The 25,630-nt window shown below is 47.7% G+C and carries 13 protein-coding genes; 2 read left to right on the forward strand and 11 right to left on the reverse strand.

The window, feature by feature from the left end; genetic code table 11:
- Positions 1–46: 46 nt before the first annotated feature.
- Genes QOL41_RS01740 through QOL41_RS01755 form a run of 4 tightly spaced genes read right to left on the reverse strand, consistent with a single transcriptional unit; the run spans position 47 to position 5,549 of the window.
- Positions 47–1,153 (reverse strand): BMP family ABC transporter substrate-binding protein, encoded by a 1,107-nt coding sequence (locus QOL41_RS01740; protein WP_283428392.1) that lies wholly within the window; start codon positions 1,151–1,153, stop codon positions 47–49.
- Positions 1,143–2,240, reverse strand: coding sequence for a BMP family ABC transporter substrate-binding protein (locus tag QOL41_RS01745; protein ID WP_283428393.1), 1,098 nt, complete (start codon positions 2,238–2,240; stop codon positions 1,143–1,145). Before QOL41_RS01745 ends, QOL41_RS01740 begins: the two co-directional genes overlap by 11 nt.
- Positions 2,240–4,456 carry a hybrid sensor histidine kinase/response regulator gene (locus QOL41_RS01750; protein ID WP_283428394.1) on the reverse strand — a complete coding sequence of 739 codons (2,217 nt, stop codon included), beginning with the start codon at positions 4,454–4,456 and terminating at the stop codon, positions 2,240–2,242. Before QOL41_RS01750 ends, QOL41_RS01745 begins: the two co-directional genes overlap by 1 nt.
- Positions 4,457–4,478: 22 nt before the next feature.
- The gene (locus tag QOL41_RS01755; RefSeq protein WP_283428395.1) at positions 4,479–5,549 is read right to left on the reverse strand and encodes an HD domain-containing phosphohydrolase; all 1,071 of its coding nucleotides are present in this window, start codon (positions 5,547–5,549) and stop codon (positions 4,479–4,481) included.
- A 135-nt stretch (positions 5,550–5,684) separates the two neighbouring features.
- Between QOL41_RS01755 and QOL41_RS01760 the strand changes: the two genes are divergently transcribed.
- Entirely contained in the window at positions 5,685–6,779 is a 1,095-nt protein-coding gene (locus QOL41_RS01760) for a glycoside hydrolase family 16 protein (protein WP_283428396.1), read from the forward strand.
- A 2-nt stretch (positions 6,780–6,781) separates the two neighbouring features.
- Here QOL41_RS01760 and QOL41_RS01765 read toward each other — a convergent pair whose 3' ends face one another.
- The 7 genes from QOL41_RS01765 to QOL41_RS01795 form a co-directional block, all read right to left on the reverse strand.
- On the reverse strand, positions 6,782–8,650 hold the full coding sequence (locus QOL41_RS01765) for a T9SS type A sorting domain-containing protein (RefSeq protein ID WP_283428397.1): 1,869 nt from the start codon (positions 8,648–8,650) through the stop codon (positions 6,782–6,784).
- Between the two features lie 129 nt (positions 8,651–8,779).
- The gene (gene mnmA, locus QOL41_RS01770) at positions 8,780–9,874 is read right to left on the reverse strand and encodes a tRNA 2-thiouridine(34) synthase MnmA (protein ID WP_283428398.1); all 1,095 of its coding nucleotides are present in this window, start codon (positions 9,872–9,874) and stop codon (positions 8,780–8,782) included.
- Positions 9,874–16,734 (reverse strand): T9SS outer membrane translocon Sov/SprA, encoded by a 6,861-nt coding sequence (gene sov, locus QOL41_RS01775; RefSeq protein ID WP_283428399.1) that lies wholly within the window; start codon positions 16,732–16,734, stop codon positions 9,874–9,876. The genes mnmA and sov overlap by 1 nt, the downstream gene beginning before the upstream one ends.
- 224 nt (positions 16,735–16,958) lie before the next feature.
- A complete protein-coding gene (locus QOL41_RS01780; RefSeq protein ID WP_283428400.1) occupies positions 16,959–18,812 on the reverse strand; it encodes a S8 family serine peptidase in 1,854 nt (617 codons plus the stop codon).
- A gap of 287 nt (positions 18,813–19,099) precedes the next feature.
- Entirely contained in the window at positions 19,100–20,719 is a 1,620-nt protein-coding gene (locus QOL41_RS01785; protein WP_283428401.1) for an acyl-CoA carboxylase subunit beta, read from the reverse strand.
- A gap of 131 nt (positions 20,720–20,850) precedes the next feature.
- Positions 20,851–22,527 (reverse strand): hypothetical protein, encoded by a 1,677-nt coding sequence (locus QOL41_RS01790; RefSeq protein WP_283428402.1) that lies wholly within the window; start codon positions 22,525–22,527, stop codon positions 20,851–20,853.
- 132 nt (positions 22,528–22,659) lie between these two features.
- A complete protein-coding gene (locus tag QOL41_RS01795) occupies positions 22,660–24,552 on the reverse strand; it encodes an AIPR family protein (protein WP_173653046.1) in 1,893 nt (630 codons plus the stop codon).
- A gap of 266 nt (positions 24,553–24,818) precedes the next feature.
- Here QOL41_RS01795 and QOL41_RS01800 point away from each other — a divergent pair, with 266 nt between their 5' ends.
- Positions 24,819–25,571, forward strand: coding sequence for a leucine-rich repeat domain-containing protein (locus QOL41_RS01800; protein WP_283428403.1), 753 nt, complete (start codon positions 24,819–24,821; stop codon positions 25,569–25,571).
- The last annotated feature ends 59 nt before the right edge of the window (positions 25,572–25,630 follow it).

Raw genomic sequence — 25,630 nt, forward strand, 5'->3', positions numbered from 1 at the left:
ACAAAAAATAAAAGACCAATTAGAGGACGTACACCAAATTTTTTAATCATTGCTCAACCACGCCATTGATAAGCCATTCCATTTCACTACGCAAGGCGTCATCACTAATTGTTTCACCTTCTTCACAACGGACATGTCCCTTGTTATCGACAATCTTACCCGTGAAAACATGATAACCATCCTTAATTCTTTGAATGGTATTTTGAATCCGGACCTTAATGGAATCAGGAATTTCGTTCGAATAAAAAGCAAGACCTACAGCATCTTTATCAAGTCCAAACCAGTAATCCATATTTTCCGTATTTTTATTCTGGAAGAAATCCTGGAACACACCCTTGTAAATAATATTCCAATTAACATTTATAGAGCTCAACATTTTAGGAGAGTAATAATTTTTTTCAACGTGGTTTCCAATAGAATACACCCCTCGGGCTTCGGCAACCTCAACGACATGCGAACGATCCTGATGTAACGAAATCACGTCTACATTAAAACTATCGATTAACGCATTCGCAGCTTCAGTTTCAATTTCTTCATTATCCCAGAAATGAGTCCAGCGCAAATACACCTGAACTTTCGGATTCACGCTTTGTGCGCCAATGGCAAATGCGTCGATTCCCCTATAGACTTCGCTATTTTTCATGGCAGCCACATAACCGACATGATTCGTCTTGGTCATGGCTCCCGCTATAATGCCCGCAAGGTACCTGGCTTGATAAGTTCGGGCAAAATAAGGCTTATAATTGGGCGCTTTAAATTTCCAATCACCACCATAGAATGTCACATCCGGATGCGCCCCGATAACGCCATCTATTTTCTTAGGATAATTATAGCTCGTCAGAACAATGATTTTGATACTGTCGGCAATCATGTCTTTTACGACTTTTGCAAGCGGCGCCGTTTCTTCGGGCACATCAATTGCCACAACCATTTGTGCGCCTAGGCTATCACATGCAATTTTTGCTCCCTTGTAATGAGCTTCATTCCAACCATTGTCAGCCGTATCGCTTAAAAGAATAAAACCTACGCGGAGTTTTTGAGCGACCGACTTCTGCATTTTTTTGTCGTTGCCAGCCTCTTCAAAGGTCATATACAGCAACGAAAAGAACGCTACAACCGCTATGATTGCAGCGACCGTAATTCTACTTTTCATCTATGGTTACCCCCTTCACAAACCAATTAAAATTATTCAGCATGTCCGTATCAGACATGGTCTCACCCTCGTTTATACGAATCACTCCCGTATTGTCTTCTATAGGGCCATAAAAAACATCAAAAGATCCATTCTGGATTTTTTCTCGTTCGCTTTCAACTAACGCAATAGCCTCTGGATTCACATGACTAGTGAACGGCGATAAATCGATAATGCCAGAATTGATTCCTTCCCAATAGCGTTTGCTTACGAATCTCTTTTTGAGCACATCAAAGATATGCGGGATATAAAATTTTTCCCAGCGCCATACCGGAGCCGTCAAAAAATGATCTGGATATAAATCCGCATTGTCCAAATTGTAGCCCACAATCCACACCCCAAGAGAATCGGCAATGCGCATGGGAGTTTGGCTATCGACATGTTTTGCAAGAACATCTATCGAATCGTTCGCCAAAAGAGCCCGCGTCGCTTGGGCGCAGACCTTGTCGTTATTCCAGGATTTTGTCCAACGCACAATCACGCTCGCATCGGGATTGGCCTTCTTGACGCCTAAGGTAAACGCATTGATTCCACGAATTACTTCAGGAATATCGTATGCGGCTACATAGCCTATTTTCCCGGTTTTACTTTGCATGCCGGCCACAATGCCCGAAAGGTAGCGCATTTGGTACATACGGCCAAAGAAAGTCGCCACATTCGGAGCCGTCTTTATACCGGACGCATGGAAAAATTTCACATCAGGGTGTCTGACAGCAACATTCTGAATATAGGGACCAAACTGGAACGAATTGAGAATGAGCACCTTTACACCCGCAGCAATAAGGCCTTCCATAACCGCTTCAGACGTTCTATTGGTCGGAATCTGTTCACGGAACAAGACATCTAGATTCAATTTCTCAGCAGCCTTTTTCATGCCCTCGTAATGCGATTGTCCCCAACTATGGTCATCAATCGTGCCATGCATAATCATCGCGATTTTTGTCTTTTCGCGGGTGATATCGGTATTCTTCTTTTTCACATTGACGGTGAACAAACCGGCTAAAATAACGGCGATAATTACAGTCGGAATAACATAGATGAGTTTCATCATGCACCTCCTGCAAGGTACTCAGAAAGCTTATCTAAAATTTTCTTATAGTCCGCCATGCATATTTCATGCTGTTCGCGAACAAAGTCAAAATTTCCTTCTTTGCAAGCATTTTCGAGAGCCTTGGACATTTCCGAAAGTTTCACCGCCCCAATCGTAAGAGATGTGCTCTTGAGCGAATGAATGACTATGCGATAATGATCGAAATCACTTCTAGAAAAAGACTTTTCCAAATCAGAACGGCGGTCATTTTTCACATATTCCAAAAGCATTTCATGGTAGAACTTTTTGTCGTTCATACAATAGCCAAGCCCTGTCGCCACATCTAGAATTTCAGAAAGCCCGCCCACGGTTCGTGGGCTTTCAACGGTCTCAGCAGCCTTGCTATCCGAACTTTCACTTTCGACAATCAAATTTTGCGGCAAGTATTTCTTTACTATCGAAAGCAACACTTCTTCACGAATAGGCTTTGTAATGTAGTCAGTAAAGCCCGCCTGCATATAGGAATCCTTCGCGCCGACAACCGCATTGGCCGTAAGCATGACCACAGGCGTTTTATTGATATCAAAGTCCTTCAATTCCCTCATGCACTGAAGCGTTTCGATGCCGTCCATCACGGGCATCATGTGGTCCAAGAGAATCAAGTCGTAACGATTTTCTTCGACAAGCGTAAGAGCGTCTTCGCCATTCGTCGCAGTGTCAATATTTATTTCAGTTTCCTTAAGGAGTCCGCTGACAACTTTCAGATTCATAGCCACATCGTCAACCACCAAAAGTTTGGCCTTACTCGCCTTAAACTTTTTCGCACCCGAAGTGACCGAAATAAATTCCTTATGGCGTTCCATAAAGTTGCCAATAGGAGTATCATCCTTGACCACCTGCGGAATATGGACCTCGAACACGGAGCCAGAACCGTACACGCTCTTGACCAAAATACGGCCACCCATCATTTCAACCAATTTCTTGGTCAGATTCAGTCCAAGGCCCGTTCCCTCAATATTTCTATTACGATCCAAATCAATTCGTTCAAAGCTCTGGAACAATTTATCACGGTCCACAGAACGAATGCCGATTCCGGTATCCGCCACCACAATTACAAGCTCAATCTTGTGTACATCATCTTCGTCCGGCAAATTTCTGAAATCAACCGACAAATCTACCGTTCCCTTGGGCGTGTACTTGATAGCGTTCGAAAGCAGATTGTTCACTATCTGGCGCAAGCGAACTTCGTCGCCTTCAAGCATCGACGGAATTTTCGGGCTCACGTTGACATCGAATTCCAGATTCTTACTCTGGGCGCGCGGATTTGCAACACAATAGCAATCGTTCAATACAGCAAACAAATCGTACTCGCCCACCAGAAGTTCCATTTTGCCCGATTCAATTTTCGTGATATCCAAAACATCGTTCACCAGCGAAAGAAGCGTGTGTCCTGCATTCTGAATATTCTGGGCATAATCGCGCAAGGTTTCGTCTTTGCATTCCTTCAGCAACATGGTGTTCATGCCCAAAATGCCATTAATCGGCGTTCGAATTTCATGACTCATATTGGCAAGGAAAAAGCTCTTGGCCATATTCGCAGACTCCGCATTCTTTCTCGCCGCTTCAGCCTCGGCCCATGCCTTGCTCAATTCATCGGAACGTTGCGCTTTTTCACGAGCGTTATTCAAATTTTCTAGCATGGTATGCGTTAAGCGCGCAATCACGATACACAGAATCGTCATCACAATAGATTCTATCAAAAATCCCGCACACCTCGACACCCACCAAAGCGTATCTGTTTCAAACTCACCATGGTTTGCACCATGCGCTCTAAAATAAAGCGAAACAACAATCAATAAGTAGCTAACAATCGAAATCTTGAGCGTAAAAGCCGCATTAAAAAACAACAGGCTTGTCACCATGGCAAGAGTGTATGTCATGTATATGCCAATATTTTCATTGGTTGCAAGCATCGCGATAATACTTGCCATTCCAAGCACGCAAAAATACCGGCGCAACGTGAGCGGAGCGTTCATGCGTTCGGTAAAAGTGGGAAGCCACAAAATCACGAACGCAATACCTGTTAAAACGTTCAACTCAAAATAATCGATTTTAAACAAATGAACAATATTTCCCAAATAAATCAAAGGAAACATCGCCCAAAGCCAGCGCATTACTCGCGTGAGTTTCTTTAAGACTCGGCGGTCATTCTCTTCAAAAATATCATTACCCATAGTCGGCTCCCCTCGACTAATTTTATACGGCGTGCCCGTCGTCCCGCATCTCGTAATGGGAATCGTCATCAATCATCTGGAGCATTATATCGGCAAAATCAGGATCAAATTGTAGACCGCGACCTTTCACGATTTCTTCGCGCACGACATTTTGCGGAAGCGCCGAACGATAACTGCGTCGACTAGTCATGGCATCGTAGGCATCGGCCACGGCAATAATACGAGCAATTTCAGGAATGTTATAACCCGACAATCCTTCGGGGTAACCCTTGCCATCAAAGCGCTCATGGTGGTAATGCGCTCCGATTTCAATATTCGGCATTTCAGAAATGTTCTTCAAAATTTCAACACCGATACTCGGGTGCTGCTTGATTGTCTCGTATTCCTCGTCGGTCAGTTTGGAACTCTTGTTCAGAATATTATCCGGAACTCCAATTTTTCCGATATCATGCAAAAGCGCCACGATGTAGATTTCGTCTTGGTACTCGATTGGCTTACCTGCACGGAGCGCAATTTCTCTGCTGTATTTAGCAACTCGGCTAGAATGACCATTCGTGTAGCGGTCTTTGGCATCGATTGTCGACGCAAGCGTTTTGACAACCTGCAACGAAAGCATTTGAAGCTTATGTTGACTTTCCTTAAGTTCAGCAGTGCGTCGCACCACTTCGCTTTCAAGAGAATCCTGCAACTTTTGCAGAGACAGAATGCGTTTGATTCTTTCTAGAACAACTTCTGGAACCAAAGGCTTTTGGATATAGTCCTGAGCGCCTTCCTTAAACACCCGGACCTCCGTCTCACGGTCGCTGTCCGCGGTCAAGAACACCACCGGCAAGCCATCACAGGTTTTAATCTTCCGTATTTCCAACAGAAGTTCAAACCCATTCATGTCGGGCATGTGCACATCCAAAAGTGCTAGTGCAGGCCGTTCTTTCGAAAGGTATGCAAGCGCCTCTTTGTATGACTGAGCCAACACAACATTGTACGCCGAGCTCAACATGTGCTCGGCGAACCTCAAGTTCATGCGGTCGTCATCAACCACCAAGACCGTTTCTTTGGTGCTGGGCGCCTCGTTATTGTTATACGGAACCACCATGTTAAAATCCCTTTACACATACTAAATATATATTAGAATCGAGCCTTTCGGAGCCATGTGTTATAAAAATATTGTGAAAATGTGACGAAATTATCACAATATCACACAAAATACCGATTTTTGAGGAATTTAGCCATGTTTTTGTTACGCTTTAGACATTTCATTCTATGCGCAGGCACCATTTTTGCCGTCGCAGCCTGCTCCTCAGACTCCTCATCTAGCGCAGAATATCCTGATCAATGGGATCCATATCCCGAAACACCCTCCAGCAGTTCTTCGATTGCAACAGAAGATTCCGGCTCAAAGGTCGGAACGCAATCCTCTAGTTCCGCAGAACTGGTTGCAAGCTGTTCAAGTGATATCGCAACTAGCTCGAGCGATGCCTCAAGCAGTTCCAGCGAAGCGGCAAATTCTTACGCCGCAGACATCAACAGTTCTAGCGAAGCCGCTAGCAGTTCAAGTGAAACCGCGAACATCGCAAGTAGCTCCAGCGAGATCCTTTCAAGCGACAGCCAATACCTCTGGCACGACGAATTCGACGGCGACGGCGTCGATACCGACAAATGGACTTTTGAAATCGGCACAGGCGCAAGCGGCTGGGGCAACAACGAATGGGAATACTACACCAACCGCAAAGAAAACGCCTACGTGCAAGACGGCATTTTGCACATTCGCGCAAACAAAGAAGACTACGAAGGCTCCAAGTACACCTCGGCCCGCATTATCACCAAGGACAAGTTTAGCTTCACCTACGGCACCGTAGAAGCCCGCATCGCACTCCCTGTGGGCAAAGGCATTTGGCCTGCCTTCTGGCTACTCGGCCAGAACATCGACGCCGTAAGCTGGCCCGCCTGCGGCGAAATCGACATCATCGAAACCGTGAACAGCGAAAACATTGTGTACGGCACAAACCATTGGGCAAACGGCACCGAATACGCGACTTACGGCAACAACACCGGCAATTATCGCGACCAAAAGTTCGAACTCGACGTCACGCAATTCCACAATTACAAATTCACATGGGACGAAAAGTACATCCGCATGTTTGTGGATGACTTCATGTACCACGAGATTTTAATTGAAAATAACACCGGCGACACCGAAGAATTCCACAAGCCGTTCTTCTTTATCTTGAATGTCGCCGTTGCAGGTAACTGGCCCGGATTCGAAGTAGACGACGCTCAATTCCCGAACGAAATGCTCGTCGACTACATTCGAGTTTCCAAATAATATTACTTCACCATCACTTTCTGAGTCAGGTTGATTCCCTGGCCCTTGATTTTAACAAGGTACACGCCCTTTGCCGCATTCACCTTGAACTGGTGCGTGCCTGCAGAAAGTGTACCCTTGTGAAGCGTTACAACCTTGTGGCCCGTGACATCGAAGAGTTCCGCCGTCACGCCTTGTGTGCGACCCATCGAAAGAGTGAGCATGTCGCCACTTACACGCAGAGCCTTGGCACCTGCAACGTGCGGACGCATGCAAATTCCCGAGGGATCTCCGAACACGATTTTGATTTCGGGAATCATCTCTTCGGTGTTCTCGAAGCCGCGACTGAATGCGTCGTACTTGTCTTCGTTAAAGTCCCAGAGAACCTGGTCTCCAGCCTTGAAATTATCGTAGAAGATGGTGCCGGTATAGCCTGCGGCATAGTTTGCGATAACGACGCTCAAGGTCTTGTTACGGTCGGTATAGCTGGAAATATCGAACGAACAAGTCTTGGACTGGCCCGCGGCTACTTCGCAGGGGCCTTCCACTTCGGTCCATTTCCACGCATCCGTCAGCTTGAAAATCAAGTTCAGTTGCGCATCGCTTTCGCTCTTATTGGTAACCTCGAACGTAAACGTATTGGCCTTGCTCAAATCCCAAGTCTTCTGGTATTCAATCTGGGCATTGTCGCCGCCGTAAGTCACAGACATCTTGCCGTCACCGCCTTCCTGGCTGATGGCGACATCCTTGATCTTGATGCTTGCTTCTTCGGTAGCGGCAAGGGCCTTCATGGCATCAAGAGCCGGGTCAATGGTGTAAGTGTAACCGCCAAAGTTCGATTCGGTCTTGTCGCCAATATACTGCCAGGCAAGTGCGCCGGCATAACCGCCGTCAAAGGCCTTGCGGTAGCATTCTTCGGTAGAAATCTGGGTCTTGGCCGCCATGCTTGTAGTATAAGTATCGCCCTTCCAGCCGCTTGCCGGAAATTCACCGATAATCATGGGCTTGGAATCGTAGCCATACTTGGTCGCCATCTGGGCCGCCGTATTCACGAACGGAGACACGGCATCGTTCTGGTAGTACGGATAGTAATGCGTCTGGAAAAAGTCGAGCGTACCGTTCGCTTCGCCACCGGCGGCGATAAGTTCGGAATCGTTCCACCAGCTCTGATACTGAATATTCACGCTACCGGTGGACACGAGCAATTCCGGGTTTGTGGTATGGATTGCCGCAGCAATCTTGTTCGTGAACTTCTGCAGCACAGCCTTGTCGAGTTTCTTGGTGGTCCAGCCTACACTTGTCATGCCTTCGGGTTCGTTGAACACTTCCCAAGTCATAAGCGCATTATGGTTACCGATTGCTTTTACTACCGGAACAAGCGCATTGTCGATAAAGGCTTTGGTGCCCGCGTCTTCAAAAAGCTGCGTGTTTGCGGTAATGTCCAGCTTTTCGTCGTATAGGCCCCACTGATTCGGTTCCATCAGGTTGTGGCTGAAAAGGCACATCGAAACCATCACGCCGTATTCTTCGGCAATATCCAAAGCCTTCTTCATGTTGACGATGGTGTTTGCCTTGAGGCCCGAAACCAGATGCGTGCTCTGATCGATTTCGGGACTTTGGCTCATGTTGTTGAAGAGCCACCAGCGAATGGCGTTACCACCCGCAGCGCGCGTGCCTTCGACAGCCTTGCGCCAAGCGTTTTCGTTCAGCGGGGAATCGCCCACATCGGAGTTGTAGTCGCTCCAAGCGAGGTTCGTACCCGAGAAGAAAATCTTCTTGCCGTTGTACATGAGATCGGTGCCGCTTACGGTGAGTCCCGGGGCAGCGAAAGCAGAAACAGCTCCGCCGAGCAATAAAGCTCCGCTTAAAGCCTTGAAACCATATTTTTTCATAATACTCCTCAAACACCACCCTCCTTTGGAGTGGTTATCTGAAAAATACACTAATAAGGCTTTAAACGATTATTTTTTATTTCAAGGCGTTGACATTCATCACGGAAAATGTCCACACCTGCAAAAAAACTAGCGCACAATCCAGCCGCCGCCAACAACCATATCGCCGTCGTAAAACACGGCGCACTGGCCAGGAGTGACTGCAAACTGGGGCTGTTCAAAGCTGGCGAGTGCGCAGCCGTCTTCTAGAATCTTGACCATGCAACGGGTCGGACGCTGGCGGTAACGCACCATGCCCTCGCATTCAAACGTATCGCCCGCGGCATAGGCCACGCCTGTAGCCGGGTTTACGCCATGCCATTCGCAATTCTGGATGCGCACATCGCTTGCCGAGACGGCCGACTTGTCGGCGGTCACCAGAATATCGCCTGTTTCCGGATTCACGCTTTGCACGAATGCGGGAACGCCCAGCGCAACGCCAAGTCCCTTGCGTTGCCCCACCGTGTAACGGTGGTAACCTTCGTGACTATTCCAAATCTTACCGTCGGCGGTCACGAAGTTTCCTGGGCGTGTCATCGGGCCAAATTGCTCTTGCAAGAAGGCGGTATAATCATCGCCGTAAATATCAAAACAAATATCCTGGCTATCGCTTGCGCTCGCGTTTTCAAAGCCATGCTTTGCCGCCATCGCGCGAACTTCGGGCTTTTCCATGCCACCCAGCGGAGTCATCACCCGCGCCATGGCGGAATCGGGCACCCCGAACAAAAAATAGCTCTGGTCTTTTGCGGCATCGCGGCCCTTAAAAAGCCTGCGCACGCCACCGACCTCCTTCACGTTCACATAATGCCCCGTCGAAAGGAAGTCTGCGCCGTGCTCTAGCACAAAGTCAAGCATCCAGCCGAACTTGATGTAGCGATTGCAATAACAGCAAGGATTCGGGGTACGCGCCCACGCAAAGTCCTCGTGACAGCGTTTCAGCACTCGGTCCGTGAAAGCATCGTCACACACCGCCACATAATGCTCTATACCCAAGCGCTTCGCGACCGCGCGGGCGCGCAAAACGCTTTCGTCTTTTTCGGAATCATAGGGATTCGCACCATTATTCGCAAGCGGCGGCAACACGCGAAGCGTCACGCCGAAAACGTCGTAGCCCTGCTCCAAGAGCAGGAGTGCCGCCACCGACGAATCCACTCCCCCGCTCATGCCGACAGCGACTCTAGCCACTAATCAAACCTCAGCATCAAAGCAATTTCAAATTGCAGAATCTGGCGCAAGTGCGGAGTTTCGTCATCCAGTTTTTCGTGAATCTGGCGGTATTCAATGTAACTGCTCATCGATGCAATCTTGTTGAATTGGTAGCCTGCGCTCGGGCGAATAAACCATTCATGCGTACGCGAAGGCACCGTTCTGTCAACCAATTCTAGTTTCGGGCTATAGACTTCTGTCGGTCTATCCGCGAACAAGACATCATCAAAGCTCCACTGCTTAAAGACTCCGTCAGTACCGCTTTCCTTGTTCCATTTGTCGTAACCCTCTACTGGGTCATATTCCTTACGGATAGTCTTCTTGTAGTCGTAACCGGCCGTCAGCTTCAAGTCAACAGAATTCTTGAACTTGAAGAACCACTTGAAGAACTTGACCGCCTTGTCTATCTTGAGCGGGTAAGAAATCGTGAAGTCATCGCCGATATTGAACATAAAGTCGTTATACAGCGACGTATGAATCCATGGAATTTCCCAGAAGTATTCCGTCGTATCGCGAATACTACCCGTAGAATCCGGCCAACTCGGAATACTGATTACTTCTTCCTTCGGGCGTCTGTCTGTGCTTTCAATCTTCATGCGCACGCTATTTTCAATGCGCATGCTGTTCTGGAGCAAGAACGTAATACGAACAAGCGGGTTAAAGTTGATGCTATGCGCCCAAGAATCTTCGGCACTCTGGAACGGGTGAACCGTTGTCGTGTAAGAGTAATCGAAGCGGTGGAAAGTCGACACGCTGCGGAATCCATTCAAGAAAGAAATTCTCTGAGCAAAGTTCGGAACAGTCACACCGACACCAATCTTCGGCCACAACGTAGTCGTATCAATGTACATCGGGTATTCGCGAGCCTGCGCAAAGTCTTGTTTCCACTGCAAATCGCCAGTGACACCGATATCCCAAATCGGGAGCGTAATGCCCGTTCCCACCTGGAACTGACGAGATACGGAGTGGCGGAAATTGCCCTGGTATACAAGCGTATCGACATGGCGGTTTCTGTACTGACCAAAGCGTTCATAGTCATCGCGATCGTCAAGTCCCATATCACCCGTGACAATGTTGAAGAATCCGCGGTTACGGTAGCCGTTACCAAGACCCAAGCCATACAAGTAATATTGTAGCGGAGTCACGCCCTGATCTTCATACAACTGAGCCAAGGTAAAGTTTTCGCCCACCGTATTGGTCGTTGCCGTCCAATTAAAGCGCACTTCACGCCACTTGATTTTATCGAACGCTGTTGCCACCGGGTTTTCTTTACCGAAAGCACGAGCCAAATCAAGCACCTTCAAAGACGGAGCAAATTCAAAGCGGTTCGTTTGCGAAATGGTCCAGTAATTTTTCTCTATCGACGTTTCATCCATAAAGTCGAAATCGTCGGGAATAGTCTTTTGCTGGTTAAAGTCAGAACTAAAGTTCGTGCTGAACGGCAAGAACGGAATCAGTCTCGGGTTAAAGCCAATCTTGAACTGTTGAGAACGAGAACGTTCGTTACGCAGGATACCGAAAGACTTACCATACGTCTTGCTACCCACGCTATCCACCTTGTAGAAGGTCGTGGTATCATAACGAATTTCATAAGAATTCGGATTCTGCATGTCAATGGCAAGCGTGTCTCCGTTTTCAGCAATCTTCGGAATCGTATCACGCGGAATAGCCACCACGCTATCGCCAGATATATACACGCGGCGGTCCGTATGGTCATAATCAAAGATATAGTCGCTTGCAAAAAGACCACCATCACGCGAGGTAAAGAAGTTCTTCTTCACAAACGCTTCGCGGTCGCCACCACCATACATATCACGCTTGATATTCAACGAATAGCTTGTGGTAAGGAACGAGAAAATGTTCCAGCGCATGTTCAACTTATGGCTAAGTTCCGTCGTGTACGTGACAATCTTATCAACCTGCGGTTCCACGAAATCCGGGTCGCGGCTCTGGTTCACATAGCGGACATAGTTCAAATCGAAAATCGTAAGGTCAAAGGTCTGCGGCCAGGGTTCAAATTCAGCCTTCGACAACGGCTTCAACCATTCAAACTTCGACAAACCTTCGAGCGGTCGGAACTTGAACATGCTGAACGTTCCCAACTTATATTCGAGCACCGTGTGGTAAGAATAAGTCGAGTCAGACGATGTTGTAGAACGGCCTTCAGATTCATTATAGGAATAGCTCAAAGCCGGACGGTCAAGGAATATCTGAGACATGACTTCACCAAGCTTGGTTTCGCGAGCATGGTAGTCTTTACGGTAGCTAATGCCAAAGGACTTTTCTCGAGTATAAGACTGGAAGCCCTTCGATTCTGCATCGTCACGTAAGCGTTGTTCTTCCTTATCAGAATTCACTTCGAGCTTGTTTTCGAACATGTCGCCCGTCATGTCCACAAAGCTGCTACGATTCAGAATCATGTCATCCGTAGGCTTCATGTAGGGGCGCTTGGTAGAACTATGATAGCCGAGTGACAGCGGAATATGGAATCCAGAACTGTCATTCAAGAACTTGTTCAAGTTCATGGTGAAGTCGCCAGCCACATCGAGCTGAGATGCCGCGGCAGAAGCCTTCGGCTTGGGAGATCCATTCGAAGTCGATAGCGTTGCAAAATTACCATCCTGGTAACGAACGGCACCCGAAATCGAGATGAAGTCAGCAAAATTTACCTGGCCACTTGTACGTGCCGCATAGCCCCATTCGGTATCCATATCCGAAAGGCGCAAGTCATCTAGCCAGAAAGCACCCTTAAGGTCTTCGGCCGAAGCACTAGAATCGGCAATAATCACAAAGCGCATCCAGTCAATGCTGGTAATGGAGGGGTTACCCACCAAGCGCAGCTTTTCTTCACGTTCACCGCCCAAATCCTTTTCAACGGCATTCAGGTAAGGCGGACGGCGACCACGCTTCAAGTCTGTAAAGTCTGCCAAGTCCATCGCAAAGGCGTTATCAAGCCAGTTACGTTCATGGCTATCTTGCAAGCGTTCGCCATCTTTGCGGGTAAACGATACCGGACGGAAGCTCCATTCGTAATAATCGTTGGAACCTTCAAGCGAACCTTCACCGAACTGAATTGCAAAACGAATCGGAACCGTTTCCGCCTTGGAACTATCCAAATAATGGATTTCCATTTTCAAGGAACGATAGCTAGAGAAATCCTTTACGTCGGTTTCAAAAATACGTGTGACACCCACTTCTTGTCCCGGGCTCATGTCATGGTATTCAAGAACGAGAGCGGTTTCTTTCAGCGGGGCATTCGAATCAGAATCGCGTTCGGTACGAGTATTCGGCGATTTATGATACTTGTTTGAATTTTCGCGATTATTAATGGTCGAAACGCTAATGTAGGTATTGTCTCTCGTGGCCACATTTTCAGACACATTCATTTCGACGCCATTCACTTCGACAACCTGAGAATGTTCCGTCGAAGAAGTCTTGTAGAGATCAGCAACAGTCTTTTCTTCCCATGCGTTACCGACCACAGCCAGGTTTACAATCTGCACCTTGGCTTCAGCCACGCCGTTGTTCAGTTTACCCAACCAGAGCCTACTGTACTGCGCTTCCGAAAGAATCGCCTTGTAATCGCTACTCGTCTGAGAAACAATAGTATCATACTGGTCCAAATAGATACGCCACTTGCGCCAGCCATTCTTCAGCTTTTCAAGTTGTGCCGTCGTATCGGACAGGTCAATGCGGTAACGGACAAAGCTAATATCCTTATCCAAAGAACCGTTCTTGTTAATATCTTCGGTATCGTAAGCACGTTCACCCGAGTTGTTTTCGGTTCCGTTAATATTGATCGACGGGTCACTTTCATTTTCCAAATCATCGTCGTAATTATCGCGGGCAATATCAGTCGTCGAACCGTCCGTATTCAAAGTGCTGTGGTGCTTTTTGATCTTACAGTTCTCGCCTTGGCAAATCCATTCTATGCGTTCTTCTTCAGTACCGCTCCTGTTATCCAAGCCCTTGTCGTGCAGGGCTGTTGTCGTACCCAAATCGTTTTCACCATTATACAGACCGTTCGGGGCCTCACCGTTAATCGAAAGGTCTTCACTCACCAAACCGAGATCAAGATAAATGGAGCCCACATTACCGCGCGCCACCACTTCGATGTATTTCATGTCGCTCAAGTCTTGGTAGTAGCTACTGTTCGGGCGCATAATACCACCCCAAGAATTACCCGCCAAGTTGTCATTGGCACGCAAGGTCATCTTGAGAACGGTCAGGTGCTGGTTATCGACATCGGAATTACCCACCGACGGATAAATATTCTTGTACAGTTCCGTATTGTTACTGTGCCAAATAAATTCGCCCTGGTGCTGGTAGTCCAAGCTCCTAATATAAGTCAACGCATTCGATTCAACACCACCCGGAGGCGATGCTTGGTACCAAGAAAGTCTAGTCAGCGGATACGTAAGGCCCGAAGCAGTCGCTTCAAAATCTTCGACCAACGCAGACTGTTCATCGCTCGTGTTCGCATTATGGCGGCTAGCCGCAAATTCAGCCTCGAAACGCCAGCTGGACTGCGCTGTCGTGTTGATACCCGGAATAAAATTCACCAATTCAGTCAAAGCAGGCACGGTATCCTGCAAGCGGAGGTTCATTCCCCACAGCACGCTAGAATAAGGTTCGTTACCGAGAGTCGGGGTCTTTGCCGTCGTGCTCTGGCTCTTGTACAAAGCGGTAATACCGAACACAGAACCTGCGCCCAAGCCATACAAGTCAAGCGGAAGTTCAGCGCGAGCACCCAGCAAAAGCTTGTTGTCAATTTCGAACAGAGGTTCGCATTCGTAAGTGACCTTAATTTCCTTGTTCGGGTCAAGAGCGCGTTCGCTCAAAAGTTCAATCTGGCCAAGTTCATAGTTGACTTCGTAGTCCGTACCGCGAATAAGGGTTGTAGAACCCGCCGTCACCTTTTCAGTACCCGGCGAAATATCCATACAGGAACTACCGCTCACAGAATAGCTAGAGCTCGGATCACGAACACTCAACGTCGAGCTACGGCGCTTACCCACCGATTCGAAATAGAAACGGTTCGTGTAGCGGGAAAGGTTATAGACCGGCAACGTATACAATTGAGCCATCGCTGCGGTGGTATCCAAGTTACGCAACGGCTCCAAGCAGTTCTGCTTGGCCAAATCTCTTGGGTTCTTCTTGTCTTTATAAACAGGATCTTCTGGCAATTTACACGGGAGCCACATTTCACCGGTATAGTTACCCGAAGCATCTTTCTTAAAAATTGTTGCGTCATTTACTAAAGGCGTGCCAGTCGTTGAATCAACCAAGCCAAGCTTTTTGAGATAGTCCCCAGAAATGCCCGACTTGTTTTTCATACGCAACACAAAATTCGAAGAACTTGCATCCGAAATGCCAATCGAATACACATTACGCAACATCAACTTATCAATATCGGTAAGTTCCGAAAGCGTAGCATCCCACTGGATAAGCACGACACTGGAACCATTCTTGATGGTATTCCCTTTACGGCCCGTACCGTCACCATCCCAGCTAGCAGCAATCAAGGTATTGCGAGATACACCATTAATCTTGACCACACCCGTCTTCATATCGTAGTCGAATTCCTCTTTCGGAATTTCAACTAGGCGATCAATATCCTTTATGATAGTCTTTCCATTTTCTGTGACATACCAAGCTTTCACATTGTCAAACACACCAGTCGTCTTAGTCGAGCTAGTTGCAGCACGCTTATAGAGCTTAAGTCCTTCAGCTCGGTAACTCCATTTTAAGTTATTATCAACCTTTGCATCAACATAATCCTTCCTGACTTTTTGACTCAAGAAGTAATAGCGGTAAGCAACAAACTGCTTATCCAAGACCTGAAATTCCGAGGTAGTCTCGTTCGCCTTCAGGCTGTATTCTTCCTGGTCGCCACCATCTTGCGAGGCAATCGTCGTGAGTCGCCAGTCGCCCAACTTCCAGTCAGCCTTGATACCGAACAGACCCTGGTGGTTCTCGGAATAACCCGTAAGTTCCGTACCCGTCAAAGCGAGGTTCGTGGTACCGGCTTCCACACGTTGCAGAATGTAGTCTTCGAATTCGTCCTTGTAAGATTCTTCGTAAACCACACGCACCTGGTTGCGGGCTCCAAGGCCTTCTTCAACGTTGTTAATTTCAACCGTGATATAAGGACCGATTTTACCCTTCACCATGAAGTTCGGCGTGTAGTTCAGTGTCGGGCTCGGCCACAGGCTCGTGTTCGTGCTACCCTCGGCATCGTCCTTTTCACCGTAACCCTTCAAGCGAATGTCCATGGTCCCCTGGAGCATCAGCTTCGGCTTGTCCAAGCCAAAGTCACGCATCCATGCTGGCATTGTCACCGGGATTGTAATATCGAACACCGAACCGGTCTCGGGAGTCTCGTAACCGTCGTTCGCCTTACCGACCAAATCGTTCAGCCATAGACTCTTTTGCCCAATGCTGTACATGTCAGACACGTAGTCCGCAAGTTCGGGATAATGCGCCGTCCACAATGTAGTGGTATCGCGCGAAACGGAGTTCACGCGTTTTTCGCTCACATCCATTTCACGGGTCGAAACATCGATGTCGTGGCTAAAGACCTGCCCCTTGCTCGTACTCATGAGCGTAGGCGAAGACCCAATACCCCCGAACGGCAAAAGCCCGTTCAAAGGTGTTACAGACGGCGGGAGCGATATGTACTGGTAAGTCGGCTGCCATTCCGTCTCTGCCGGATCAGGTGCAGATTCAGCATCGCTTGCAGATACAACCGAAACAGAATCGCTCTGGGACCAGGCGATTCCTACGGCAAGGGCGACAGTCGCCACCGGCCACAAGCGTTTTAGACCTTCAAAAAACACAATATTCTTCTATACAGGTGCCCCATAAAATACTGAATTTGCATACCGCAAAACCACCTATAATATGGGATTTTCCCGCAATTTGTGCGAAATTAGCAATTTTTCGACAATTTGTACGGCTTTATGGCCATCATAACATTAATTTAGACCATTCTGCTCAACAAAGACGCCCCCGACAAAACAGCCGAGAGCATCTCTACATCAGAAAGAGTTTGCGCTACGAGTTAGTCAACACGCACAAAGCTATAGGCCAAATAAAGCGGATAGTTCGGATAATCATTCCTGTAATTGATAATTCTAATCTCAGCCTGACCAGTAGCCTTTGCAACAAAATCAACAACTTCAAAGTTATTCAACAAACTCTGAGATCGAATGCCATTGGAACCAAGACCGGCTCCATAAACAGCCAAGTCAAAGTCATGCGGAATTACACGTGTCGCACGGAACTCTGTAGGTGGCACCATCCACGCAATTGCAACCCTATAGCGTTTACCCTTTTGAACATTTTCCTTTTTAACTTTATACACATTGGTTCCATTAGCATTTGTTCCAAAAATTTCGTACTGGGTTTGTCCAGGCCAATAATCAATGCTGTTATAAGCACTTGTAAACAACCTATACGAAGGAATGTGCGCCGTAAAACGAGAATCATCATAGTCAATATCTTCCGCGTTCACGACTTCAAGACCTTCAGATGCAATGAACTGAGCTTTCACCAATTCAGGGTTATTTCTATAAGCTGAACGCTGAGACATCAATACCGCAGCCATGCCAGCCGTAAACGGGGTTGCCGCACTTGTTCCGTTAAAATGTTCTACCGTTTTACCAGGGAAGTGGAAATTTGTAAAATTCACAACTTCAGGTTTAGCAATGCCATCACCGCGACCATTCATATCAGGATTTATATAAAAAGAATAGTCCAACAGCAAATATCCATTACGAGCGCCATAATTCTTTTTTTCAGGAACAGACGCACCAACCGTAATGGTATTAAACCCTCTTGCATTTATATTTACATTATACGTTAGGTCATCACTACGCTTATTTCCCGCAGCAACAAACTCAGATACGCGATAGTTGTACACATAGGCATCCAACGTATAATCGTTATCATCATACGCCCGATCACTGGAATGATAGCCCCAAGAATGAGAGCCCACCATAATTCTAGGATTATATGCATTGGGATTAGACACGGTCAAAGCATCATTACCAGAAGCATCTTCCCAATCCATGCCATATATTTTGGCGCTAGGCGCCGTTGAATGAAGAACCTGGGCTACTCCTGTTGCATGGCTTTGCACACCATAATAGCAATTTAGTCTTTGGTAGGACGATCCCAAATACGTCGGATCGGCACACCCACCATCAGAAAAATAGATTCCTACATTTTGTCCTTGATATCCTTTATCATGGCCGTAAGTTTTTAATCCATTTGCATTCCACATTTCATCTGGAGTATACCACCAATCTCCATTGTAATATGTTTTTGAAGCAATGGTCTTGTTTTCACGAACTGGGGAAATAGTAACATCATCAGAAGAATTAAATTCATTTTCAATTTCTTCTGCAGTAAGATTTTTTACAACAGGCAGCGTTATTTTACCTGCTTTTTTGGCATAAGCCGTTTTCCATTTTTCTTCTTTTGCTTCAAATTCAGAAGCACTCACTTCTTTTCCATTGAAATAATAAACCGTTTTTTTCTTTGCTTCATCATAGCGAATTTCAGCATGATAGCCCTTTACCTTCGGAAAGTCTTTATGCAAGCGACCAACACGCACACGCATTCTTTCAGACGCACCATCATTCACCATATAAACCACGGAGTCCTTCACACTAGCACTCTTGTTGGCTCCCTTACGGCCCAAAAGGTCGGATTTAACAACCTGTTTGCGGACCACCTTCTTAGACTTGTGTTCATTCACAAACTTGCGAACTTGCGGATCCATACGATCAACAGGTTGTCCCTGCGACAGCAATTCTTCCTTTGGCAAGTCACTATACTTTTCAAGCAATTGTGCTTGAGAGGCAACACAGCAGGCCATTACAGCAGCTGCAATAACTTCTTTTGATCTCATCTTATCTCCAAAAATTAGATGTTTAACATTTTTTAGTTTGTTAACAAACATTTAGTTTATTAAAAACAAACCACGTAAAAGATAACATCTAAAACACATTCATCTAGTTTATTCGTAAGATATTTTTAATTGTAAGAAAAATAAAATCAAAGTTATAATACAACAACAAAAAGAAGTAAAACCACATATAAAATAAGTAAACAAGAACAAAGTAATACATCTGCAATCAACAAAAAAAACTCGTCTGGAAAGACGAGTTTTTCGTTATAAAAACAATTTGTTTTCTATTACAGCGGAATGTTAGCGTGTTTCTTCCAGTGACGCTTTTGTTCCTTGGTCTTCAAGGCATCGAAAGCGGTAATCAGGCGCTTGCGAACATCGGCCGGGTGAATCACTTCGTCGACCACGCCCATAGAGGCGGCAACGTAGGGGTTCATCAGTTCTTCTTCGTACTTGGCGATGCACTGGGCGCGAGCGGCCACCGGATCCGGAGCTGCAGCGATTTCCTTCTTGTTGATGATTTCCACAGCACCTTCGGCACCCATCACGGCCACCTGAGCGATCGGGAGGGCGAACACGTAGTCGGCACCCACGTCCTTGCTGTTCATGGCGATGTAAGCACCACCGAAAGCCTTACGCAAAATGAGCGTCACCTTCGGCACGGTTGCTTCGGCAAAGGCATAAAGGAGCTTTGCACCATGGCGGATAATGCCCGAGTATTCCTGCTTGGAACCTGGCATGTAACCCGGAACGTCAGCAAGGGCCAGCAGCGGAATGTTGAACGCATCGCAGAAGCGAACAAAGCGGCCTGCCTTGTCGGAACCGTCCACGTCCAAGGAACCGGCGAGCACCTTCGGCTGGTTAGCCACGATACCGATGGCTTCACCATTCAGGCGAGCAAATCCGATTACAACGTTCTTGCCCCAGTCGCTCTGCACTTCAAAGAAGCTGTCGGCATCGGCAAAGGCGGCAATCACAGCCTTCACATCGTAAGCCTGCTTATAGTTATCCGGAACAATGTCCTGGATAGCGGCGCTGTTATCAAAGGAAGCGGCAACTTCGTTCGATTCGGACTTGGAGAACAGCTTCTTGAAGAAGCCTTCGTCGTTCTTGGCGGCTTCGGCAATCTTGCAGTTGCATTCGGCAGATTCCTTGCGGTTGCTCTGCGGCAAGTAGCTGAGGAGCTTGCGGACACCTTCAAGGCACTTCTTGTCATCTTCGTACATGAAGTGAGCCACACCAGACTTTGCCATGTGCACCGGAGCGCCACCGAGTTCGGCAGCAGTGATGTTTTCGCCCATCACCTGCTTGACGACAGCCGGACCGGTAAGGAACATTTGGCTCGTGTTCTGGGTCATGAAAATGAAGTCGCTAAGAGCCGGAGAATAGCAGGCGCCACCAGCGCAGGGGCCCATGATCACGGCAATCTGAGGAATCACGCCAGAAGCCCAAACGTTGCGGGCCATGATGGCGCTATAGCCAGCGAGCGAGAACACACCTTCGTCGATACGGGCTCCACCGCTATCGTTCATGGCGACAAACGGAGCACCGGCTTCAACAGCCATGTCCATCACGCGGCAAATCTTTTCGGCGTGGCACTGGCCCAAGGAGCCGCCACCCACCGTAAAGTCCTGGGAAGATGCAAACACCAGACGGCCATTCACCTTGCCGTAACCGGTCACGACGCCGTCACCCAAGACGACTTTGCTTTCCTTGAGCACGCGGTTGCTCGACTTGCGGAGTGCACCGACTTCAACAAACGTACCTTCGTCGAACAGCATTTCCATGCGTTCGCGGGCAGTGCACTTTCCGGACTGGTGCTGCTTATCGACACGGGCAGCGCCACCAGCTGCCTGGGCCTGGGCCAGGTAGTTATCCAGCTTGGCGATATACTTTTCGTTCCACATTTTGTAAAGAACTCCTGTACTTGTAAGATTTTCGTAGCCAAAATTAGAAAAAGCCGTTGAGCTAGTCAACGACTTTTGTTTCTTTTTGTTTAAATAAGTAAGATGCAAGTAGTTTGTAGGAAGCCTCAACATCAATATCCGGGGCCGCAACAAGCCACGCGTCCATGCTCTCCTACCTGCATAATATTGAATTCACCCGTAGAACCGGACTTCGCCTGAACCTTGACTCGGATTGAAGCTATAGATTTGACAGCTTCGTCCATGGAAATGCTCTGGTCGTCCTTAGCCCAGCTCGGTTGAGCAAACTTGGACCAAGGAATGTCTACCGTCTTACCGGTAGCAGACTTGCCCATGTCATAGGCCGGGAGTGCATAACCGATTTTCTTATCCATTTCATCACCCAGGCTCAACTCAAGTACAGCTGCATGCGTGACAGAAAAAGTAATCGCAATTCCCTTCATGCTAGAAGCGTCGACAGGGATGACGCGACCATCGGCACCCTTACCCGCAAGGTCGAAACCGACAGCCACATACGGATCATAGTCCAAGGTGCCTTTTCCCAACTTGTACGTTCCACACATACCGTTACCGCAAGCTTCGAGCACAGGTTCAAGTCCACCATATTCTTCATCTGGTTCGGCAGCCCATGTTATAATTGATTTTCCACCATCAAGGCTATCATTATAGGTATACCAATAACCGGAATTATTAAAACCGGCATCACAGCCCGTGTTTATTCGAGCTAGGCCATCGGCCCCATTCCAAGTTTCAAAATCGCAAGTCGCCAAACTGTTGCTTGATTTGGGAACAACACTGCTGCTAGACGGAGGCACTACACTACTGCTCGATTTCGGAACAATCGAACTCGAAGAAACGGGCGGCACATAATCGGGGCAATTTTTGAACGTGCTCCGATTTACAGGTACAATCTTCATAATGTTAAATTCGCCATTATTGCCGTCCTTGGCTTGAATTCTAATTCTAACCGATGCAAGTTTTTTTACGACTTCTTCAGTTGATATTTGGTTTTTGGCCCAACTCGGCTGGGCAAATTTGGTCCAGGGAATACGAACCGACTTACCAACAGTAGATGTACCCAGATCATAAGCAGGAAGTGCAAAGTCGATTTTCGCATCTTCTTCGTTACCCATGCTCAACTCAAGTGTAGCAGCCGCCGAGACAGCAAGACTAATCTCAAATCCTCCCAAGCCGGAAGCGTCGACCGGTATGACACGGCCATCAGCATCCTTACCCGCAAGGTCAAAAGCGACAACCACATACGGATCGTAGTCCAAGGTGCCTTTATCCAACTTATACGTTCCACAAAGGCCCGTAACACATTTCTCGAGAACCGGTTCCAAACCGCCATACACATCTGGCTCAGCAGCCCATTTTATGGTTGATTTTCCACCATCTTCGTTATCATTATAGGTATACCAATAGCCGGAATTATTAAAACCAGCGTCATACCCCGTATTTATTCGGGCTACACCATAGGGCCCCCAATCTTCAAAGCAATGGTCATCCTTGAATGCCGACGGAGTACTCGACTGAACGCTCGACGAACTTCCATTTACCGATTGTACGCTCGACGAAGAACCCCGTTCTGCAACAGGATCATCATCAACTGGTTCGGTCTTTGTAGGCTGATCAGAACCTTCCTCAACCGTACTTTCCGGTGCAACGGGCTGTTCCTCACTAGAATCCTTAGATTCGGAACCAAAATCGCAAGCCACCACGGCAAACGTTGCAGACAGCAACGCCAAAGGCAACGCTTTTTTGAAAACGCGACTACATTTCATATTCATTGTAATACCTCCGGATTTATCCTTTTTGAATATACACAAAAAGAATTGGCTTGCGTACAAAAAAATTACGCATATCAAAAAAAGTCCCCGATGGGGGACTTTCTGTAAATTAAATCACTTTGTTTTGCAATATTAAAGGAATACTTCGATACCACCGCGGCACTTTTCCCAAGTGCGGTTCTTCTTGCACAAAAGATCCATCATCTTGTCATAAGTGGCGGTATTGGCAAAGCCCTTCCACAAGCGACGTTCAACAGATTCACCGCTATCCTTGTCAATCGTGGTAATGGTGTCGTAGTAAGACGGATTGTCCTTGAATTCAGAAATCAAGATTCCCTTCAGGTCTTCGGTGTAAATGCGCGAAGCATACTTGAGGATAGAATCGTTGAAGTTGAGTTCGTTTTCGACCAGCCATTCGAAGTCCTGAATCGGATCGCCGTAAATGAGCCAATGCTTAAGGGCAAGGGCCACCACCAAGTCCTTCACGGCGCTACGGAAGATAAACTTGTCTTCGAGGCGGCCGTTCCAGGTGATACGGGTCAGCGGGTTATCATCGTTCGCTTCGATAGACACGCCCTTACCCGGGGTCACGCGGCGAATCTTGATCGGCAGACGGCTAAGGAGCTGCCAGGCCTTGGTGAAGGCGATGGTCTTGCGGACAAAATCCTTTTCCTTATCCGGAGAAACACGCACGAACGCGCCGAAGCAACGCTGGTACAGGGTTTCCTTATCGAAAATGCAGTCGCTAGAGCGGCATTCGCTGAGCTTGCCATCCATCATGAAGAGGGTCTTGGCCAGTTCGGGGCGCATACGCACTTCGAGCTTACGGGTACGTGCCTTCAGGCGCACGCCATCCTTATAAACGTAGGTAAAGCCTTCTTCCTGGTAACGCTGCCAAATAAAGAACTGCAGGTCATCAGCAGCACGCAGATGGTAGCTGAACACCGGGTTCTGGCGGTTGTTGGCCATAGTCACCTGGTTCAGGAAGTTGTCGGCACCAGGATACGGCACCACGACCTTCACGAGCACCTGCGGGTTCACCGGCTTTTTGCTCTTCTTGGCGTACTGTTCATAGGTGAACAGAGACTGGGCACCGTTAATAATCTTCGGGCGTTCAATATAGAGCACCTTCTTGCCATCGCGTTCCTTGAGGCGCAGGTCATCACCGGTAAGGGTCATACCGTTGTGCAGGAACGGGAAGTCATCCACGTTCACGTTCTGGTCGTCGTTACGTTCCATGGTCTGGAAGGCATCGATCAAAGCAGCGTTCGTGTGAGTGAGGTTACCGAGGTAAGTACGAATGTTACTGGAGACGATAGCCATGTTGTGCTTCGTCTTGAGACGCTTACCCAGGTTCACGTGGTAGTCAAAAATCGTACGAATCGGGCAGAAACCGAGGAACAGTTCACCGTGATCAGAAGTCAGGTGGAGCGGATCGGAATCCATCACGATTTCAAGCTTGTCGTCGGCGCTGCGGAAGTCGCGGGTCAAGTCGTCATGTTCAGCAATGATTTCGAGCTTAGCCTTGACTTCGTTCTTCCAGATGCCGAGCTTGCGGCGCATGTCCTTGAGGGTACGTTCCAGTTCGGAGTCGGTAATGTCGCGGGTCGCACGAGTACGGAGCACCGTAATTTCGAGCGTTTCCATGTAGGGGCGACTTGCCGGGGAATCGGAATCTTCCTCTTCTTCGTCGTCAGAAATCTTATTAACAGCCCAAGGATCAGCTTCTTCGCGGAGCGACATGAAGAACGGATTAGGAGGGTCGCTGGTGCGGAAAACGGCAATCTGGAGCTGCTTCAGGTCGGAATTCAGGTGAGAAACGACCTTTTCGAGCGGAGTATCTTCATCGAGGAAGATGAAGAATTCCATAAAGCCTTGGGAATATTGGAAACCATGGAAGCAGCCGTTTTCATCAAGGTTTAGATGCCGGAGTGCCTTAATTCTGTCAGTAGGATCGTTCGGATTGAGACTCAAGAGGCTAGCCACAAATGCTAGACGGCGTTCCTGCGATTTGGTTAGTTCCATTTTTTCCTCAGTTCTGTTATCTTTACAATAGCAAAAGTCGGGTGCAATTGCAGCACCTTACCCTTAATATCGTATTTTGCACCTTAAAAATAGTTTCAAAATGCCGCTTTGTGGATAAAAAGCATACATTTTTTTCATTTTTTTTCAAAAGCACCCCCATTTGCAGTGAACATTTGTGCAAAAATCATACTTTTTTACTTTTTTTGGATAAAGATTCATCTTTTCGGGGCAAAAATGCTATGATTTACACTATAGGAGATGTTCCCATGAATTTGCTAGATATCATTAATAAAGCCAAGGCCGAAAAAGCCACCTCGTTAGACCTTTCCCAAAAAGAACTGAGAATCCTTCCTCAGGAACTTTTCGAATTGGAAGACCTCGAAGAGCTCATCCTCGACCGCAACATGCTCGTGGAACTCCCCGATGACATTTCCAAGCTCAAGAAACTGAAAAAACTTTCCGTGAGCGAAAACGACCTGATGGAACTCCCCGAAACCATCGGCGAACTTACAAATCTTGAACACCTGTACCTGGGTTACAACAGCCTTTCGGAACTTCCGGATTCCGTGGGTAACCTCAAGAAGCTCCAGACGGTGAACATCGCCAAGAACCAGCTTTTGGATCTGACTCTCGAAGTCGGCAAATGGGTAAACGTCACCAAGCTCTCCCTGCACGACAACATGCTGTCCGAAGTCCCGGCGACCCTCGGCAAGCTGAAAAAGCTCCGCAAACTCTACCTGGACAACAACGACCTCACTTCTATCCCGGCCAACCTTTCTCACCTGGAATCCCTGGAAGTCCTGATGGTGTCGGGCAACAACCTGGGTGCAATTCCCTCTGAATTTGGCAACCTGAAGAAGCTCAAGGAACTGGTGCTCGACGCCAACCAGCTCGCCACCCTCCCCGAAAGCCTCGCCGAATGCGACAGCCTCGAAACGATTTCCGTGGTGGAAAACCCGCTCGAAGGCGGAATCCCCCGCGTGCTTTTGGACAAGAAAGGCCTGAGCATCGATCAGTAATTTTTAGACGAGAGAACGGACCTCCGGTCCTACAGACGAAAGACGAAAGAGGTTTAAGG

Source organism: Fibrobacter sp. UWB10, assembly GCF_900182935.1.
GTDB lineage: Bacteria > Fibrobacterota > Fibrobacteria > Fibrobacterales > Fibrobacteraceae > Fibrobacter > Fibrobacter succinogenes_O.

Bases quoted from the DNA above. Each gene is read 5' to 3' on its own strand.
- QOL41_RS01755 (WP_283428395.1), bottom strand. From the start codon at position 5,549: ATGGTGGTTCCGTATAACAATAACGAGGCGCCCAGCACCAAAGAAACG.
- QOL41_RS01760 (WP_283428396.1), top strand. From the start codon at position 5,685: ATGTTTTTGTTACGCTTTAGACATTTCATTCTATGCGCAGGCACCATT.
- QOL41_RS01780 (WP_283428400.1), bottom strand. From the start codon at position 18,812: ATGAGATCAAAAGAAGTTATTGCAGCTGCTGTAATGGCCTGCTGTGTT.
- QOL41_RS01785 (WP_283428401.1), bottom strand. From the start codon at position 20,719: ATGTGGAACGAAAAGTATATCGCCAAGCTGGATAACTACCTGGCCCAG.
- QOL41_RS01795 (WP_173653046.1), bottom strand. From the start codon at position 24,552: ATGGAACTAACCAAATCGCAGGAACGCCGTCTAGCATTTGTGGCTAGC.
- QOL41_RS01800 (WP_283428403.1), top strand. From the start codon at position 24,819: ATGAATTTGCTAGATATCATTAATAAAGCCAAGGCCGAAAAAGCCACC.
- QOL41_RS01765 (WP_283428397.1), bottom strand. From the start codon at position 8,650: ATGAAAAAATATGGTTTCAAGGCTTTAAGCGGAGCTTTATTGCTCGGC.
- QOL41_RS01750 (WP_283428394.1), bottom strand. From the start codon at position 4,456: ATGGGTAATGATATTTTTGAAGAGAATGACCGCCGAGTCTTAAAGAAA.
- QOL41_RS01740 (WP_283428392.1), bottom strand. From the start codon at position 1,153: ATGAAAAGTAGAATTACGGTCGCTGCAATCATAGCGGTTGTAGCGTTC.
- QOL41_RS01745 (WP_283428393.1), bottom strand. From the start codon at position 2,240: ATGAAACTCATCTATGTTATTCCGACTGTAATTATCGCCGTTATTTTA.
- QOL41_RS01790 (WP_283428402.1), bottom strand. From the start codon at position 22,527: ATGAATATGAAATGTAGTCGCGTTTTCAAAAAAGCGTTGCCTTTGGCG.